At 65.1% G+C, this 15,676-nt stretch carries 14 protein-coding genes and 1 pseudogene; 10 read left to right on the forward strand and 5 right to left on the reverse strand.

The window, feature by feature from the left end:
- The first annotated feature begins 285 nt into the window (after positions 1-285).
- The 3 genes from LRH25_RS22850 to LRH25_RS22860 all read left to right on the forward strand — a co-directional run bounded on the left by LRH25_RS22850 (position 286) and on the right by LRH25_RS22860 (position 6,420).
- Positions 286-2,238: an amidohydrolase gene (locus LRH25_RS22850; protein WP_141284334.1), complete on the forward strand. Its 1,953-nt coding sequence runs from the start codon at positions 286-288 to the stop codon at positions 2,236-2,238.
- Positions 2,239-2,311: 73 nt separating this feature from the next.
- Positions 2,312-2,989, forward strand: a complete 678-nt coding sequence (locus LRH25_RS22855) for a DUF1275 family protein (protein ID WP_141284336.1) — start codon at positions 2,312-2,314, stop codon at positions 2,987-2,989.
- A 308-nt stretch (positions 2,990-3,297) separates the two neighbouring features.
- Complete coding sequence (locus LRH25_RS22860) at positions 3,298-6,420, forward strand: sensor histidine kinase (protein WP_141284338.1); 3,123 nt, start codon at positions 3,298-3,300, stop codon at positions 6,418-6,420.
- Between the two features lie 21 nt (positions 6,421-6,441).
- Here the strand turns inward: LRH25_RS22860 and LRH25_RS22865 are convergent, their stop codons facing one another.
- Both LRH25_RS22865 and LRH25_RS22870 read right to left on the reverse strand, forming a co-directional pair.
- Complete coding sequence (locus LRH25_RS22865) at positions 6,442-6,624, reverse strand: hypothetical protein (protein WP_170200683.1); 183 nt, start codon at positions 6,622-6,624, stop codon at positions 6,442-6,444.
- Between the two features lie 30 nt (positions 6,625-6,654).
- Entirely contained in the window at positions 6,655-7,461 is an 807-nt protein-coding gene (locus LRH25_RS22870; RefSeq protein ID WP_141284340.1) for an alpha/beta fold hydrolase, read from the reverse strand.
- A gap of 313 nt (positions 7,462-7,774) precedes the next feature.
- Between LRH25_RS22870 and LRH25_RS22875 the strand changes: the two genes are divergently transcribed.
- The 3 genes from LRH25_RS22875 (at position 7,775) to LRH25_RS22885 (ending at position 9,141) form a co-directional block, all read left to right on the forward strand.
- Positions 7,775-7,942: a DUF1427 family protein gene (locus LRH25_RS22875; protein WP_141284342.1), complete on the forward strand. Its 168-nt coding sequence runs from the start codon at positions 7,775-7,777 to the stop codon at positions 7,940-7,942.
- Complete coding sequence (locus LRH25_RS22880; protein ID WP_141284344.1) at positions 7,939-8,181, forward strand: DUF1427 family protein; 243 nt, start codon at positions 7,939-7,941, stop codon at positions 8,179-8,181. Before LRH25_RS22875 ends, LRH25_RS22880 begins: the two co-directional genes overlap by 4 nt.
- A gap of 306 nt (positions 8,182-8,487) precedes the next feature.
- Positions 8,488-9,141, forward strand: coding sequence for an isochorismatase family protein (locus LRH25_RS22885; protein WP_141284346.1), 654 nt, complete (start codon positions 8,488-8,490; stop codon positions 9,139-9,141).
- Positions 9,142-9,334: 193 nt separating this feature from the next.
- Here LRH25_RS22885 and LRH25_RS22890 read toward each other — a convergent pair whose 3' ends face one another.
- Positions 9,335-10,231: an alpha/beta fold hydrolase gene (locus tag LRH25_RS22890; protein WP_141284348.1), complete on the reverse strand. Its 897-nt coding sequence runs from the start codon at positions 10,229-10,231 to the stop codon at positions 9,335-9,337.
- Positions 10,232-10,496: 265 nt separating this feature from the next.
- Here LRH25_RS22890 and LRH25_RS22895 point away from each other — a divergent pair.
- Positions 10,497-10,637 (forward strand): annotated as a pseudogene (locus LRH25_RS22895) (DUF1348 family protein); the annotation flags it as partial.
- Positions 10,638-10,715: 78 nt separating this feature from the next.
- Here the strand turns inward: LRH25_RS22895 and LRH25_RS22900 are convergent.
- On the reverse strand, positions 10,716-11,102 hold the full coding sequence (locus LRH25_RS22900) for a hypothetical protein (RefSeq protein WP_141284350.1): 387 nt from the start codon (positions 11,100-11,102) through the stop codon (positions 10,716-10,718).
- A 277-nt stretch (positions 11,103-11,379) separates the two neighbouring features.
- Here LRH25_RS22900 and LRH25_RS22905 point away from each other — a divergent pair, with 277 nt between their 5' ends.
- Positions 11,380-12,105, forward strand: coding sequence for a sensor histidine kinase (locus LRH25_RS22905; RefSeq protein ID WP_231012338.1), 726 nt, complete (start codon positions 11,380-11,382; stop codon positions 12,103-12,105).
- A 9-nt stretch (positions 12,106-12,114) separates the two neighbouring features.
- On the opposite strand, the gene LRH25_RS22910 is transcribed toward LRH25_RS22905, so the two are convergent.
- Positions 12,115-12,720: a response regulator gene (locus tag LRH25_RS22910; protein ID WP_231012340.1), complete on the reverse strand. Its 606-nt coding sequence runs from the start codon at positions 12,718-12,720 to the stop codon at positions 12,115-12,117.
- 348 nt (positions 12,721-13,068) lie between these two features.
- On the opposite strand from LRH25_RS22910, the gene LRH25_RS22915 reads away from it, so the two are divergent.
- Both LRH25_RS22915 and LRH25_RS22920 read left to right on the forward strand, forming a co-directional pair.
- The gene (locus LRH25_RS22915; protein ID WP_231012342.1) at positions 13,069-14,751 is read left to right on the forward strand and encodes an ATP-binding protein; all 1,683 of its coding nucleotides are present in this window, start codon (positions 13,069-13,071) and stop codon (positions 14,749-14,751) included.
- Positions 14,651-15,673 (forward strand): proline iminopeptidase-family hydrolase, encoded by a 1,023-nt coding sequence (locus LRH25_RS22920; RefSeq protein ID WP_141284358.1) that lies wholly within the window; start codon positions 14,651-14,653, stop codon positions 15,671-15,673. The genes LRH25_RS22915 and LRH25_RS22920 overlap by 101 nt, the downstream gene beginning before the upstream one ends.
- The last annotated feature ends 3 nt before the right edge of the window (positions 15,674-15,676 follow it).

Genomic DNA, 15,676 nt, shown 5'->3' on the forward strand with positions numbered 1-15,676 from the left:
CCCAAGCAGCGCATTGGTCAGGCCGCGATCAAGGCCTGACTCAAATCGATCAGACTCCAAAGCCTTCCTCGCGGTAAGCACGCGGCCGAGCCATCGGGTCAGGCCATCGAAGTTCAATCTCCAAAAGGCCGAGTTCAGGTTGCCCATTCGGGGGCTGTTTGCCCCAGGCCCCGTCGCCTATCTTCCAGTGATTCGGACACAAGGAAGAAGCAGCATGCGCCTGACGCACCTCATCAAGCACGTCGACACTCCGGGCCACGCGGCCGCGCATGAAGGGAGTGCGCCATGACGCGCCGCCGCGACGTGTTGCAGGCGCTTGGTGGTGCAGCGATCTGGCCGGTGGCATCGGCCACCGCATCCGCGAAGGAAGGCACGGTCGTGCACCCAGACCTCATCCTGACCAACGGTCGGTTCACCACGCTGGATCGCACCAATCCCAATCCGCAGGCCGTCGCCATCACGAACGGCCGCTTCAGCGCCGTCGGCGATGCCAAGGACATCCTCGCGACGCGTGGCCCGGTCACCAAGCTGATCGACCTTCGCAACAGGCGCGCCATTCCCGGCCTGATCGACAGCCACATCCACGTGATCCGCGGCGGGCTGAACTACAACATGGAGCTTCGCTGGGATGGCGTGCCCTCCCTCGCCGATGCCATGGAGATGCTGCGCAGGCAGGCCCAGAACACGCCGGCGCCGCAATGGGTGCGCGTGGTGGGCGGCTTCACCGAGCACCAGTTTGCCGAGAAGCGGCTGCCAACCATCGACGAGCTCAACGCGGTGGCCCCGGACACGCCGGTGTTCATTCTTCACCTGTACGACCGTGCCCTGCTCAACCGGGCCGCGTTGCGCGCGGTGGGCTACACGCGCGACACGCCGAACCCTCCGGGCGGCGAGATCGTGCGCGACGGGGCGGGCGAGCCCACCGGCCTCCTGATGGCGCGCCCGAACGCCACCATCCTGTACGCGACGCTGGCCAAGGGCCCCAAGCTGCCACCGGAGTACCAATTGAACTCCACGCGCCACTTCATGCGCGAGCTGAACAGCCTGGGCGTGACCAGCGTGGTGGACGCGGGCGGCGGGTTCCAGAACTACCCCGATGACTACGAGATCATCGAGAAGCTCCATGCAGACGGTGAGCTGACGCTTCGCATCGCCTACAACCTGTTCACGCAAAAGCCCGGCGGCGAGGTCGACGACTTCTCGCGCTGGACCAAGAGCGTCAAGCCCGGACAGGGCGACGACACCTATCGGGTGAACGGCGCAGGCGAGATGCTGGTGTATTCCGCCGCCGACTTCGAGGACTTTCGCGAGCCCCGGCCCGAGATGCCCCCCAACATGGAGGGCGACCTGGAGCGCGTCGTCCGCCTGCTGGCGCAGAACCGCTTCCCCTGGCGGCTGCACGCAACCTACAACGAGACCATCGATCGCGCATTGAACGTCTTCGAGAAAGTCAACCGGGAGATTCCGTTCGACGGCCTGCACTGGTTCTTCGATCACGCCGAAACGATCACGCAGAAGAACATCGATCGCATCGCGGCCCTGGGCGGCGGCATCGCCGTCCAGCATCGCATGGCCTACCAGGGCGAGTACTACATCGACCGCTATGGCCAGAAGAGCGCCGAGGCGACACCCCCGATCTCGAAGATGTTGGCCTCCGGTGTGCCGGTTGGGGCCGGCACCGACGCCACGCGCGTGGCCAGCTACAACCCCTGGGTTTCGCTCGCCTGGCTGGTCACCGGCAAGACTGTTGGCGGCGCGCAGCTCTATCCGCCGAACAACCGCCTCGATCGCGAGCACGCACTGCGCCTCTGGACGGAGGCCAACACCTGGTTCTCGAACGAACAGGGCAAGAAGGGCCGGATCGCCGTGGGCGAGCTGGCGGACATGGCCGTGCTGTCTGAAGACTACTTCCAGGTGCCCGAGAGCGACATCGCGCAACTCTCCTCGGTCATGACCCTGCTGGGCGGCCGCGTGGTCCATGGCAAGGGCGACTTTGCGGACTTCGCCCCACCCGCTCTCCCCGTGCTGCCTGACTGGTCGCCAGTGAAGCGATTCGGCGGCTATCAGCAGCGCAGGCTGGGGCAACCGGGTGCCGCTCGCATGGCATCCATGTGCGGCTGCAGCGCCGGCTGCAGCGTGCACGGACATGACCATGCCGCCGCCGCCCGACGCGATGTGCCGACGAGCGATGCACAAGGCTTCTGGGGCGCGTTTGGATGCGGATGCTGGGCCGTTTGAGCGTGGACGGCGGCCGTACCATGGCGCGCGGCGCTCTTCGATTCAACCTGGATACAAGGCAAGGGAATTTCCAATGAAACTGAGCGTTCCTGTCTTCATGAGCTTCACAGCGGGCTACATCGACACGGCGGGCTTTCTTGCCCTTCAGGGCCTGTTCACCGCGCACGTGACCGGGAACTTCGTGACGCTGGGCGCCGCCCTGGTCCTCGGCACCTCAGGGGCCACGGCGAAATTGCTGGCGCTTCCCGTCTTCTGCGCGGTCATCCTCGTGACCCACCTGGCCTCTTTCCCGGTGGCCAGGGCCGGGTTGCCGGTGCTGCGCACGATGCTGTCACTGCAGGTGCTGCTGCTCCTGTTCGGGGCCGCGCTGGCGATCTTCGTGGGGCCGCAGCAGAAGGGAGATGACGTCCTCACCATCGTGGCCGGCATGTCCTTCGTTGCCGCGATGGCCATTCAGAACGCTGCCTCGCGCGTGCACCTTGGCAGCGCCCCGCCAACCACCTTGATGACCGGTACGACGACGCAAATCATGATCGACATCGCGAACCTGGTTCGCGGACTGGAGGGTGAAAAAAGGCAGGAGGCAAGCACTCGCCTGTCGAAAATGCTCGCCAACGTGGCGGCGTTCGCAGCGGGCTGTGCGGCAGGTGCCATCCTGTACAGCCAGTTGAGCATGTGGTGCTTCGCGATCACGCCCGTGCTCGGGCTCGTGCCCATTCTGGCGAAGGCAACGCGCGCAGCCGCACCCTGACCAGCCGGCAGCGTTCCGGCTGCCGTGCTGCGTCCACCGCCAAACCGGGCTCGGTAGTCATCTGGCGTGATGCCGAGCCGTTTCACGAACAGCTTTCTCGAAGACTGCTCGGTCGCAAAGCGGACCCGGCATGGCCGCACGGCCCGCCGGTTCCGCCATCGACATCGACATCGGTTGATTCGCGTTCGAAAGCACCCACGGCGCGTTCTGGCTGCCGCGGCGGCTCGTGCTCTGGGTCGCCAGATGCACGCGGTACTGCGACTGCCCACCCGGACGTTTCAAGATCCCAGCGGGTAAGCTGGCGGGTCATGCACATACTGGTATCGCGCCGCAGCACTCGCCCATGCCGAAGCCTCCACTCGCACGCGCGCAGCACGCGGCACGCGGCGCGCCACGGAAAGTCAATCATCTCGCGTTGGCTGGCAGGGCTGGTCTGGACGGCCCTCGCCCTCAAGTTGACCAGCGCCTCAGCGCTTGCAATCGCGGACTACGAGCACACCGTCTGGGGCGAGAAGGACGGCCTTGCAGCTGCGGCGGGTCAATTCATCCAGGTGCCGCACGGCATGCTCTTGATGCGGACCACCGTGGGCCGCCAGGTCTTCGATGGCGTTGAGTTCCACTCGTTCGACAAGGCGCCGGCGGGCGGGCCGTTCGTGGACTCCGCCGACGTGCTGGGACAAACCAGCCCCACGGGAGCGGTCTACTACATCCATCCCGAAACGTTCCGCCTGATGCGGAGGTGGCAGGGCCGCACCGAAGCGGTCGAGGACAAGTTTGGCGCAGGTCCTTACGCCAGGTTCATCTTCGATCAGCAAGGGGTTGGGTGGTATCACCAGAGAGGTGTCCTTCTTCGGCTCGAGGGGCTCCATCTCGAGGCCCTCGACGATTCATGGGGCATTCCAAAGGGGACGAGGGCAATCCACCGTCCGGTCGTTGACGCGCAGGGGGCTGTCTGGTTTGTCAATCCTGTGGGCCTGTACAGGCTGCCCAGGGGCGCGCGGGTGTTCGAGCGCGTTGACGTGCGGGATTGCGAGCAGATTGCCTTCGCGCCGGATGGATCGCTGTGGTGCACAGGCGCCGAGGGCATCGCCGTGATCGACATGAAAGACGGCCGCCCTGTCAGCCAGCGGCGCCTGACGCGGGCGCCCCACGGCATCATGTTGTTCGACAGCCGGGGCGGTCTCTGGATGCATTCGCTGATCGGCATCGAGCACGCGGCCGACTGGCGACGGGTTCTCGAGCCCGGAGGCGCCGCCGCCCTGCGGGCAGACGCCATCACGCCTGAGCGCGGCCTGTCGTCTCTTTCAGTGAACGACTTGCACGAAGATGCCGACGGGAACATCTGGCTGGCAACCGCGACTGGCATCGAGCGGTTTCGGCTCCCGCGCTTCACGCAGGCGAAGTTCCCGCGTTACGTGACCTCTGCCGAGCTGACACCCGATGCCGATGGCGGTCTTTGGCTGGGCCAATGGAACAGCAGTTTGAAGTACGTCGCCAATGGCAACGTCAAGGAGATGCCTCAGATCAAGGACGTCACGAGCATCCGGCCCGGCGCAAATCATCGGATCTGGGTGTCGACCCAGAACGCGCTGTGGCGCAAGGAGGCGGGTGCCGACTTCACCCTTGTCCCGACGCCCGATCTGTCATGGCGTGGGCAAATACATCAGATTGCTGAAGATGACACGGGAGCCGTGTGGCTTCAGGCTGGCGATCAGTTGCTGCGCCTTCAAGACGGTCGCATTTCTCAACCCAGGGGGCCTGTCACGCCGCCTGCCGATGGACGCTACATCCTCCATGCCGACACGCAGGGCCAGCTCTGGTTTGCCGGCAAAGCGCGCCGCGGTCCCTTCGTGCTGCGTGGGGGCCTGTTCCGCGAGATCAGGTCCGAGCCTTACCATGACACGGTGACCGAAGCCTGGGTGGCCTTCGCGCGCGGCGCAAGGGTCTGGATCGGCGGGCTGAACGGCGTGGGCGTTTTCGAGGGAGACCGGTTCCGCCCCTTGCAGAGCAAGGGCAATGCTCTCAAAGCGATCACGGGCATCGTCGAGACGCCGCAGGGTGATCTGTGGCTGTCCGGGCTGAACAAGGTCTTTCACATTCCCGCAGCAACGCTCAAGGCCGGCTTGAGCGGGCAGGCGGTGATGCCCAAGGTCTATGACCACCACGACGGGCTGCACGGCGTCGCAGATCCCGGGGATGCGCCCAGATTGGTCCAGGATGCCGCAGGCCTCATCTGGGCCTCGACCAATGAAGGTCGCTTCTGGATCGATCCCGGTGTCAAGCAGGCCGTGCCCAAGCCACCCGTGGCACAGGTCTGGGCGGTCAAGAGCGATGGCGCGATCACGCCAGCGGGAGCCGGGGTGCAACTGTCCGCCAATCCCGGCCAGATCGAGTTCAACTATTCGGCGGCGGCGCTCTCCATCGCGGACCGGGTTCGCTTTCGGTATCGCATCGAGGGCATCGACAGCGAGTGGCAGGAGGCCGGGGCTCGGCGCACCGCGTACTACACGCAGTTGCCGCCGGGCCGCCATCGCTTCGAGGTCATGGCCAGCAACGAGGATGGCCAGTGGGCCGAAGTGCCCACGTCGCTGGCGTTCGAGGTGCTGCCGGCCTGGTACCAGACGCTCTGGTTTCGCATGCTCGCGCTGTCGCTTGTGCTCGGATGCCTCTGGCTGGTCTACCGGCTGCGCGTGGGTGTCCTGAGGGCTCGCGAGCGGTCGCGCATGCGCGAGATCCTGGCGGAGCGCGAGCGCATTGCGCGAGACCTGCACGACACCTTGTTGCAGAGCATGCAAGGCGTGATCCTTGGATTCCAGGCCGTGGCCACCGCATTGCCGGCCCAGGACAACACCCGCGGTTCGATCGAAAGCCAGCTCGACCACGCCGACCAGATGCTGGGCGAGGCACGCGACCGGGTGCGCGATCTGCGCAGCACGGATGCCGACGCCGTCGGCCTGCGCGAAGCGTTCGAATCGGCCGCAGCCCAACTGGCGGGAACAGCACAGGTGGAGATCGTGGAGGCCGGGCGAGCTCGGGCCCTGAGGCCTCTCACCCGCGACCGCATCTACCTGATCGGCCGTGAGGCGCTGCTGAATGCCGTGATCCACGGCAAGGGCAGCGACATCCGCGTGGACCTGCAGTTCGAGTCGCGCCGATTCACCCTGCGCGTGCACGACAACGGCCCGGGCATGGCCCCGGAAGTTCTGGCGGCTGGCGCCCGCCCCGGCCACTACGGACTGCTGGGCATGCGCGAGCGAGCCGCGCAGATCGGCGGCAGCCTCACGATCACAAGTCGACCCGGAGGTGGCACAGAAGTCGAACTTCGCGTGCCTGCCGCCCAGGCTTTCGAGGGCACCGCGTCGAACAGGCCGTGGCGCCAGATCTTGCGAATCCCCAGAGAAGGTCGCCAGCCGATGCGCCGGCAGGCATAGGCAAGAGCTGCAACGGACGGCCTATTGCATGCACCAACTGAGGTACTCGCGATTGGTGAACCGATAGGGCCCGCACGCAAAGGCCGGACTGGTAGCAGCACGGCCAGCAGCGCCGCCACCGGCGGCAAACAGGATGACGCCGTGCCCCCTGCAGGCCACGAAGATGAGCAACCCCAGCGCAAAGAGAACGATCAGGAGAGACATCGAGTGGCTCCAGTGCGGTTGGTCGGCCGACTAAGTGCCCAGGCCCTTGACGGCGGCCAGGATGACATTCGCCACCTCGGCAGGCTTGGCCATCATCACGGCATGTCCCCCGTCAAGACTGGTGACCTTGGCGCCTGCACGTTGCGCCATGGCTTTCTGCGCGGGCGGTGGAATCATGTGGTCCTGCTCGGCCAGTACATACCAGCTGGGCTTGCTCCGCCAGGCCGCCACACTCACCTTGTCGCCGAAGCTGCGCCCTTCGATGGGCTTCTGGCTCACTGCCATCAACCGGGTCCTGGCCGGCGCCAGGTCCTGGGCGAAGTGCTCCCCGAAGTTCCTGGCGCTCATCCACAGATAGCCGTGTGAATCCTGCTCGATGCCCGCCAGGCCCGGAGGTTGCGGCAGGCCCTTGTTGGCGGAAAGGTCGTTCACCGATTCCCCGTCCGTCGGCGCAAAAGCCGCGACGTAGACCAGGCCCGCGACCTTCTCCTGCCGCCCCACCTCGGTGATGACCACTCCACCCCAGGAATGGCCGACCAGCAGCACCTTGCCCGCTTGCCTGTCGATGGCTCGCTGCGTGGCGGCCACATCGTCGGCCAGCGAACTCAGCGGGTTCTGCACCGCAACCACCGTCAGCCCCTTTTCCTGAAGCAACGGGACGACATCGTTCCAGCAGGAGCCGTCTGCCCAGGCGCCATGCACCAGGATGACGGAGACCTGTTGGCTCGCAGCTGCCGCTGGCGCTGCCGCGACGACACCCGGACTCAGCCAGGCGCCGAACGCCAAGCCGGTCGCGATGGAGAAGGCAGTCAGCTTGGGAACAAGGGGGGCATTCATGGCAGTTCCAGTCATCAAAATAAGAGCATTCAATGTCCTTGGAAGCTGGGTCGCCAGCTTCCTCCCGGGGGTTGGTGCCACCTCCTCCGTTGGTGGCAAGCGCTGCTTGACGGCTGGCGAACTCGATCGCCAGGCCTGCGCCGAGCAAGCTGCAGCCCAAGTCGGCGACCTGCCTCTTCTGGCCACTGTGGTGCCTTCCTCCGTGCACACAGCTGCACGCCGCACGCCCGGCACACTCGAGGCGAACAGCGACGGGAAAGCCAGCTGGCACGCACTGCTGCGCGGGTGCCCGTTCCAACTCGGGGATGAATCCATGAACGACCTGTTGATCTCACTCGCGCTCGGCCTGGGCATTGGCGTCGCCTGCCGCTGGTTCGACCTGCCACTGCCGGCGCCACCCAAGCTGGTGGGCGCGCTGCTTGTCCTGTCCATCACGCTCGGCTTCACCGGCGTTGACCACCTGCTGCGAGGCGCCGCATGAAAGCCGGCCCGACACAGAAGACCAGGATCGTGATCGGCCTGCTGCTCGGCGTGGCGATTGGCGCGCTGTGCCGCTGGGCCGGCATCCCGTCGCCAGCACCGCCCGTGCTGGCCGGTGCGCTGTTGGTCGTGGCGATGACCCTCGGGTACATCGCCACGGATCGCTGGGTCGCGAAAAGGGAAGCCAGGCACCGGGACCTGTGCGGCGGGCCGGACGGCTCGCTCAAGCAAGGCCGGTGACATCGCCAGGCCCTCCCTGCCGGACCTCGCAGCGCGGCTCTACCCAACCGCGGGCGCCTGCGCCGCTTACGCCCAGAGGCCTAGCGCGCGCCAACCCGAGTGCGGGTGCCGGCAGGTGATCGGTTCGGCAAAGTGGCCGGACATTGCCCACCTGCTCCGAACACGACGACGGCCACACCCGGCGGTCGCCTTCGTCACAGGCGGGTGGTGGTGGCTGGCAAATGGACCTGCCCGTGGCGCAAGCCGCAGGCTCCGTCCGCATTTTCAACAACGCCTCGAAGCGAGGCTCACACGCAAAGGTCATACATGGCACACGTACTCACCACCGGCGGCGGAAAAGCGCTGCTCGATGCCTCCGACGTCGCGATCCTGCTGCTGGATCACCAGTCAGGCCTGCTCCAGACCGTGAAGGACATCGAGATCAGCGAGCTGAGAGCCAACGTCGCATCCCTGGCCAGGGTCGCGGCCTTGATGGACATCCCGGTCATCACCACCGCATCGGTGCCAGATGGCCCGAACGGTCCGCTCATCTCCGAGATCGAGCAGTTCGCGCCTCGCGCAACCTACGTTTCACGCAAAGGGGAGATCAGCGCCTGGGACAACGAAGACTTCGTCAAGGCCGTGCGCGCGACGGGCAAGAAGACGCTGGTCATCGCCGGCATCTGGACCAGCGTCTGCGTGATGTTCCCGGCCCTGGACGCAGTGGCCGCTGGATTCAAGGTCTATGCGGTCATGGACGCCTCTGGCGACCCCAGCGAGTTGACCTCGCGGGCCACGCTGGCCCGGTTCACCCAGGCCGGTGTGGTGCCGACCAGCATCAGCGCGATGGTTTGCGAGCTGCAGAGAACCTGGAACCGGCCCGACGCAGCAAAGTACGCCGAGATCTATGCCCTCTTCTCCCCGCACTACGCCGCCGCCATTGAGAGCTACCAGCGCGCGCAGCAGGCTGCGAAGGCATAACTCGGACGGTGCGGCACAGGGAGAGCCGCCCGAGTCTTGGGCGAGTTCTCAGCTGAGCGATGTGAAAGGGCCGCCGGATGGTGCAAGAACACCACCCGGCGGCCCTTTCGCACTGGTTGAGAAAAACAGTCAGGCCACCTTGGTGGTGGCCTGACACTGATCATTCAACCTGCCCGACGCTGCAGCCCGGCGTTCAGCGAACCACCCGCTGCAGGAACTCGCGGATCAGGTCGCCAATCTGCCGGCTGTGGTCTTCGAGCGCGAAGTGGCCGGTGTCGAACATGTGGATTTCGGCGTTCGGCAGGTGACGCTTGTACGGGGGCGCCCCGGCCGCAGGGAAGATCTCGTCATTCGCTCCCCAGGTGATCAGCATCGGCGGCTGGTACTTGGTGAAGTACTCGTGCCAGGACGGATACAGCGGGACGTTGGTCCGGTAGTCGTAGAACAGGTCAAGCTGGATCTCGGCGTTGCCAGGCCGGTCGAGCAGGGCCTGGTCGAGCGTCCAGGCGTCGGGACTGACCAGCGACATGTCCTTGAATCCGGTGCTGTACTGCCAGTACGTTGCCTTCAGGGTCGTCAGCCACCGGATGGCCTCGCGCTCCTTGGCGGCACCGGTTTCCCAGTAGGCCATGATGCCGTCCCAGAACGGGTGCCCGAAGCCCTCCATGTACGCGTTGCCGTTCTGAACCACAAACGCAGTGACGCGCTCCGGGTGCTTGACCGCCAGGCGAAAGCCCACCGGGCCGCCGTAGTCCATCACGTAAAGCGCGTACTTCTCGATGTCGAGCTGGCGGGTCAGCTTGTCGACGATGTTCGTGTAGTTCTCGAAGGTGTAGGCGAACTTCGCACGATCAGGGCTCTCGCTCTGGCCGTAGCCCGGGTAGTCCGGGGCGATGACGCGAAACTTGTCCGCCAGCTGGGGGATCAGGTTGCGGAACATCTGCGACGACGTGGGGAAGCCGTGCAACAACAGAAGCACCGGGGCGTCCATCGGACCCGCATCCCGGTAGAAGACTTCGACGCCGTCGACCTTGACTCGTTCATACCGGATGTCGGTCGGCGATGATGTGCGGGGGGTAAGCTGGTCCATGTGATTCCTCGTCAGTAGATGGTGGGGCGCCTCCGGTCTGCGGATGCAGCAAGCCTGGAGGATGTCGTCATGACATCGCGTGTCTCAGCGTGTGATGACGGACGTTTCAAGGTTAGGCACCAGCACTGCGAGGCACATCCTGCAGAGGGTGGTGTCGAGGGTGGCCTTTGGATGGAAAGGACAGCAGACATGGCGCGATCCGGATGCGCGATATCAGGCTGATTCGGACAAAGAGGCACCTAAATTCACGACCCGGAATAACTGAGAATTCAATGCGGCGGGCCTGATGACGCATCGACACGCCAGCATCAACGACCTGCCCATCGCGCAAGCGGATCGGAAGTTCTTCTGGCCCCTGGGCCGGCGGCCCGACGATCATCCCGGACTGACTGAACTGGGACTTTGAAGGTCCACGCCTCCTTGCGCCACAACTTGCCATTCGCCAGCGCAAAGCCCTTCGGTCGCGGCTGGGCGGCATCAGCCCCTACTCATCACCACTTTCGTGATGCCGGGGGAAGATGATTTTTCGTCGCCCGAACAAGCGGGCATCCAACGAATAAGCCCCGGGGCCCAGCATTGCGAGCGCCGCGGCCTCAAGGATCGTGCAGACGGGCCCCAAGTCCATCTCGCCGGTGCCATTGACGCAAATCGCCAGGACCAGGGGCACGCACATCGCCGAGAAGACGGGCGTGAAAAGCCCGATCCAGAGCGCGATCGCCACCGTCCAGGGCGCCAGCATGGCCACACCGGATGTGAACGGGCCAGGCGGCCGGAGTGCGCCGTCCAACAGGAGAACGCTCAGCGCAATCCGCATGATGAGCAGCGCGACGCCCGGTGGCCCGCCAGGGAACGCGGAGAACAGTCTTTGCATTTGCTCGCATGCTATGAAGACGCCATCGAACGGAAAATGCCAATCCGGGTAACGGCCACTCAGCCCTTGGAGTGATTTCGAGTGCCGCGCCGCTCGATAGAGTCGAATTCACCACCATTCGAGTCGAGCGCCAATGAAGCGAAGCCTGCGGCGGTTGCCATGGTGCCGGCTTGTCTGCCTGCTCAGTTGTGGCAGCGTTTGGGGGGCCGACCAGGGCCCGGCGCCGCCGCTCGCCTTCATCCGCTCAGATGGGTTCATCGTTTTCTGCGGCGTTGGCGTGGCGCTGCTGGCCTTGGCCGCTTTCCGGTTCTGCGTCCAGCGGGCCGCCGCTCGCATGCGCGCCCGCTTCGAAGAACGCATGGCCGAGCAAACATGCATCGCACGGGAACTCCAGGACACGCTGCTGCAAAGCACACAAGGCCTGATCCTTCAGTTCCAGGCCGCGGTGGACCACATGTCCCCCGAGGATCCGGCCCGCGCCGCCCTGCTGGAAGCGCTGGACCGCGTCGAAGCCATGCTGACGACAGGCCGCGAGAGGGTGCTTGACCTGAGGACCTCGGAGGAGCCGTTGGGCGACCTGCCGGTGGCCTATGCCGCCACCGGCGAAGCGCTGAGGCAAGGCCGCAATGTGACCTTCCGCACCATCGTCGATGGCACGGCACGTGACCTCCAGCCCTTCGTCAAGGCCGAGCTCTATCGCATTGGCAGGGAGGCGCTGCTCAATGCATTTCGCCACGCACATGCGGCCACCATAGAAATCCAGATCGTCTATGGAGAAGACAGGCTGAGCATCCGCATCCGCGATGATGGAACAGGTGTTGATGCGCGCATGCTCGGGCAGGACAAGGGCCCTGCTCACTGGGGTGTCGTTGGCATGCAGGCGCGCGCGGCGCGAATCGGCGCCCGACTCGATTTCTGGAGCCGCGCGGGTGCCGGCACCGAAATCGAGTTGCGCATTTCGGCTGCGCTTGCCTACAAGCCACCGTCGAAGATCGGCCGATGAAGAGACGACTCAGAGCTGTTCGTTGAGGATGCCCCGGCGCATCGCGATGACGACGGCCTGAAGGCGGTCACTCGCACCGAGCTTCACGAGAATGCTCTTCATGTGGGTCTTGACGGTCTCTTCCGAAACCCCGAGGCGATCTGCGACCTGCTTGTTGGCGCCTCCCGCGGCCACCTCGCCAATGACCTCCACCTCGCGCGGCGAAAGCGCCTCGTCGGTCAAGCGCAGGGAAAGCTCCTGCGCCACCTCAGGCGCGATGAAGCGCTTGCCGCCATGCACGGCATGCACAGCGGCCACCAGTTCCTTGCGAAGCGCGTTTTTCAACAGGTAGCCGCTGGCGCCAATCTTGAGCGCACGAAGGGCTTGCACGTCACCGCGGTAGGTGGTCAGCACCACGATGCGCGCTGACGGATCCCTGCTCAGCATTTCACCCATCGCGGCCATGCCATTCATGCGTGGCATCTGCAGGTCCATGAGCGTGACATCAGGCTTGTGCTGCTCGAACAGCGCCAGCGCTTCGATGCCGTCGCCCGCCTCGGCGACCAGGGCCATGTCAGGCTGGCCGGAGATGACCGCGGCTATGCCCGCGCGGACCATCGGGTGGTCGTCAACCACGAGGAGGCGAATGGGGCGATCGTGAGGCTCAGACATGTTGGTTGGCGCGCCCTGCAGCGTTCAAGGTTCGTGCGGGACGTTACCGCCCTACCGGGACCATCGTCAACCTGCACGGCGCGCGACTCCCTCTATCGAGTGAGGCGCCCGTCCCTGCGTCGCGGCTGGCGAGGCTTGACCCGGCTCCCTAAAGTCCTGATCCATCAAGTCACCTCATCTGCCCATTGGAAGTCACGATCGATTGCGGACGACACCCTTCGCCAGCCACGTCAATGCGCAGGCATGGGCGCCTGGGTTGCCGCTGCGATTTTCCCAACTGTGAGGTCTGCACCTCGTGTGATGGAGAAGATCATGAAGCCTGAACCCCGGGAAGCCACGCCAAGTTCATATGAATTTGGAAAATTCCTGCTTGTTCCTGAACGTCAGGCGCTGCTGGAAAGCGGTACTCAGGTCCGGATTGGCGGCCGCGCATTCGAGATGCTGACTGTCCTGGTGACTTGCGCCGGCGAAGTGGTCAGCAAGCGCGAACTGCTTGAACGCGTCTGGCCGGACACGGTGGTCGAGGAAAGCAACCTCAAGGTGCACATGGCGGCGCTGAGGCGTGTGCTGGGTGACGATCCATCAGCGGCCAGGTACGTCGCGACGGTGACGGGGCGCGGCTACCGATTCATCGCAGAGGTCACGGCCCACACCTCGCCCGCGGGGCGGGCATCTTCTTCGACGTCAACGCCACGGCGCAGCAATTTACCGGCCGGTCGCGCGAGCGTCCTGGGCAGGGACGATGTGATCGACATGTCGTGGGATGAGTTGACCCAATGCCGCCTGATTTCCATTGTTGGCGCGGGCGGCGTGGGAAAGACCACGGTCGCGCTCGCGGTGGCCGAGCGAGCGCTGGGCGCGTTCAAGGATGGTGTGTGGCTGATCGATCTGGCGTCACTCACAGAACCCCACGAGATGCCCGGCGCAATCGCCAGCGCGATGGGTCTTGCACTGCATGGCCCTGGCGAATGGGCGGCATTGTGCGAACACCTGCGCGAGCTCGCGCTGCTGCTGGTGCTCGACAACTGCGAACATCTCATCGATGGCGCGGCCCGCTACGCCGCGCAGATTCTCGCGACCGCGGCCAACGTGAAGATTCTCGCCACCAGCAGAGCACCGCTACAGATGGCGGGAGAGCGGGTGCGCAGGCTCGCCGGATTGTGTGCGCCGCCTCGATCAGAACGTTTGAATGCGACACAAGCGCTGCGTTTTCCCGCGATCCAGCTCTTCGTGGAGCGGGCGACATCGAGCTTTGAACGGTTCGAGTTCCACGACGCCGACGCTGCTGCGATCTCGGAAATCTGCCGAAGACTCGATGGTCTCGCGCTGGCGATCGAACTGGCTGCGGCGTGCATACCTGCTTTCGGCGTCGGCGGTTTGCTGGGGCAACTCGACAATCGCCTGCATCTCCTGATGGGTCGCCGAGCGGGACCAGAGCGCCATCGGAGCCTGGCTGCGAGCTTCGACTGGAGCCATGCCCTGCTTTCGGAAGCCGAAGCCACCGTCTTGCGTGCTGTCTCGGTGTTCGACGGCGAATTCGATTGCCCGGCCGCCGCGGCCGTCACGGACCTGAGCCTTGAGCAAACGACGGAGGCGCTGGGCACGCTCGCCGAAAAGTCGCTCGTCACGGCAAATTTCGGTGGCCCCACAGTCAGCTACTTCCTCCCGGAAACGACAAGGCACTGCTGCCTTGAGCGCCTGGCGCTGAGCGGGCAGGAACACCTGGTCCGCTTCAGGCTCGCGCATCACCGGCGTGGTGCGCTCGATCAGCAAGGCGCGGCACTTTCGCCGCGGGACACAGGCCAGCAACCACCGAACTCCCCGTGCAGCCACTGCGGCACGAAACGCGGAGCTGCCTGCGAGGCGCCGCCAATCACACCCTCCAAGGGCCATCATGACCAGTCGAAGAAACTTCCTGAACACCTCAGCCGCTGCAGCGGCTGCCACGCTCGCGTCCACGCCGGCCCTTGCCGCACGGCGGCCACCATCGCCTGACATCGCGACCACCGTTCCCGATGGCCTCAACCCCGTCGGCGTTCGCACGGCAGGCGTGCGCCTGGTCCCGGTCGTCGGTGGCAAGTACAAGGTCTGGACCAAGCGCGTCGGCAACGGCGCGACCAAGGTCTTGCTGCTGCACGGTGGCCCCGCCTTCTCGCACGAATACCTGGAAGTCATGGCGGCATTCCTGCCCGAGGCCGGCTACGAGATCTATTTCCATGACCAGCTGGGCGTCAACAACTCCGATCAACCAGCCGATGCGTCGCTGTGGACGGTGCCGCGCTACCTGCAGGAGGTGGAGGAAGTCCGGCGTGGCCTGGGCCTCGACAAGTTCGTGCTGTTTGGCCACTCGTGGGGCGGCGTGCTGGCCATCGAGTACGCGCTGAAGCACCCCCAGGCGCTGAAAGGCCTGGTGATCTCCAACATGGTGGCCGGCATGCAGGCTTACCTGAAGCGGGTCAACCACCTCAAGGAGACCTTGCTGCCTGCGCCGCTGCTCAAGCAAATCAATGCACTCGAACAGGCCAAGGACTTCGACAACCCGGCCTATGAGCAGATCATCATGGCGAACCTCTACAACAGGATCATCTGCCGGCTGGACCCCTGGCCCGATGCGCTGATGCGCAGCTTCAAGCACATGAACAAGGACATCTACATCCAGATGCAGGGGCCCAGCGAGTTCGAGGTGAGTGGCAGCCTGAAGGACTGGGAACGCTGGGATCGCCTGAAGGACATCAAGACCCGCACCCTCATCCTCGGCGCCATGCACGACACCATGGATCCGGAAGACCTCCAGCGCATGGCAAAGATGATGCCGAACGCCAGGGCGGAGATCTGCCCCAACGGCAGCCACCTGGCGATGTGGGACGACCAGGATGCCTACTTCGGCCACCTGCTGCGCTTCCTGGCAACCGTCTGATGC

Source organism: Ideonella azotifigens, from assembly GCF_021043325.1.
Taxonomy (GTDB): Bacteria; Pseudomonadota; Gammaproteobacteria; order Burkholderiales; family Burkholderiaceae_C; genus Ideonella; species Ideonella azotifigens.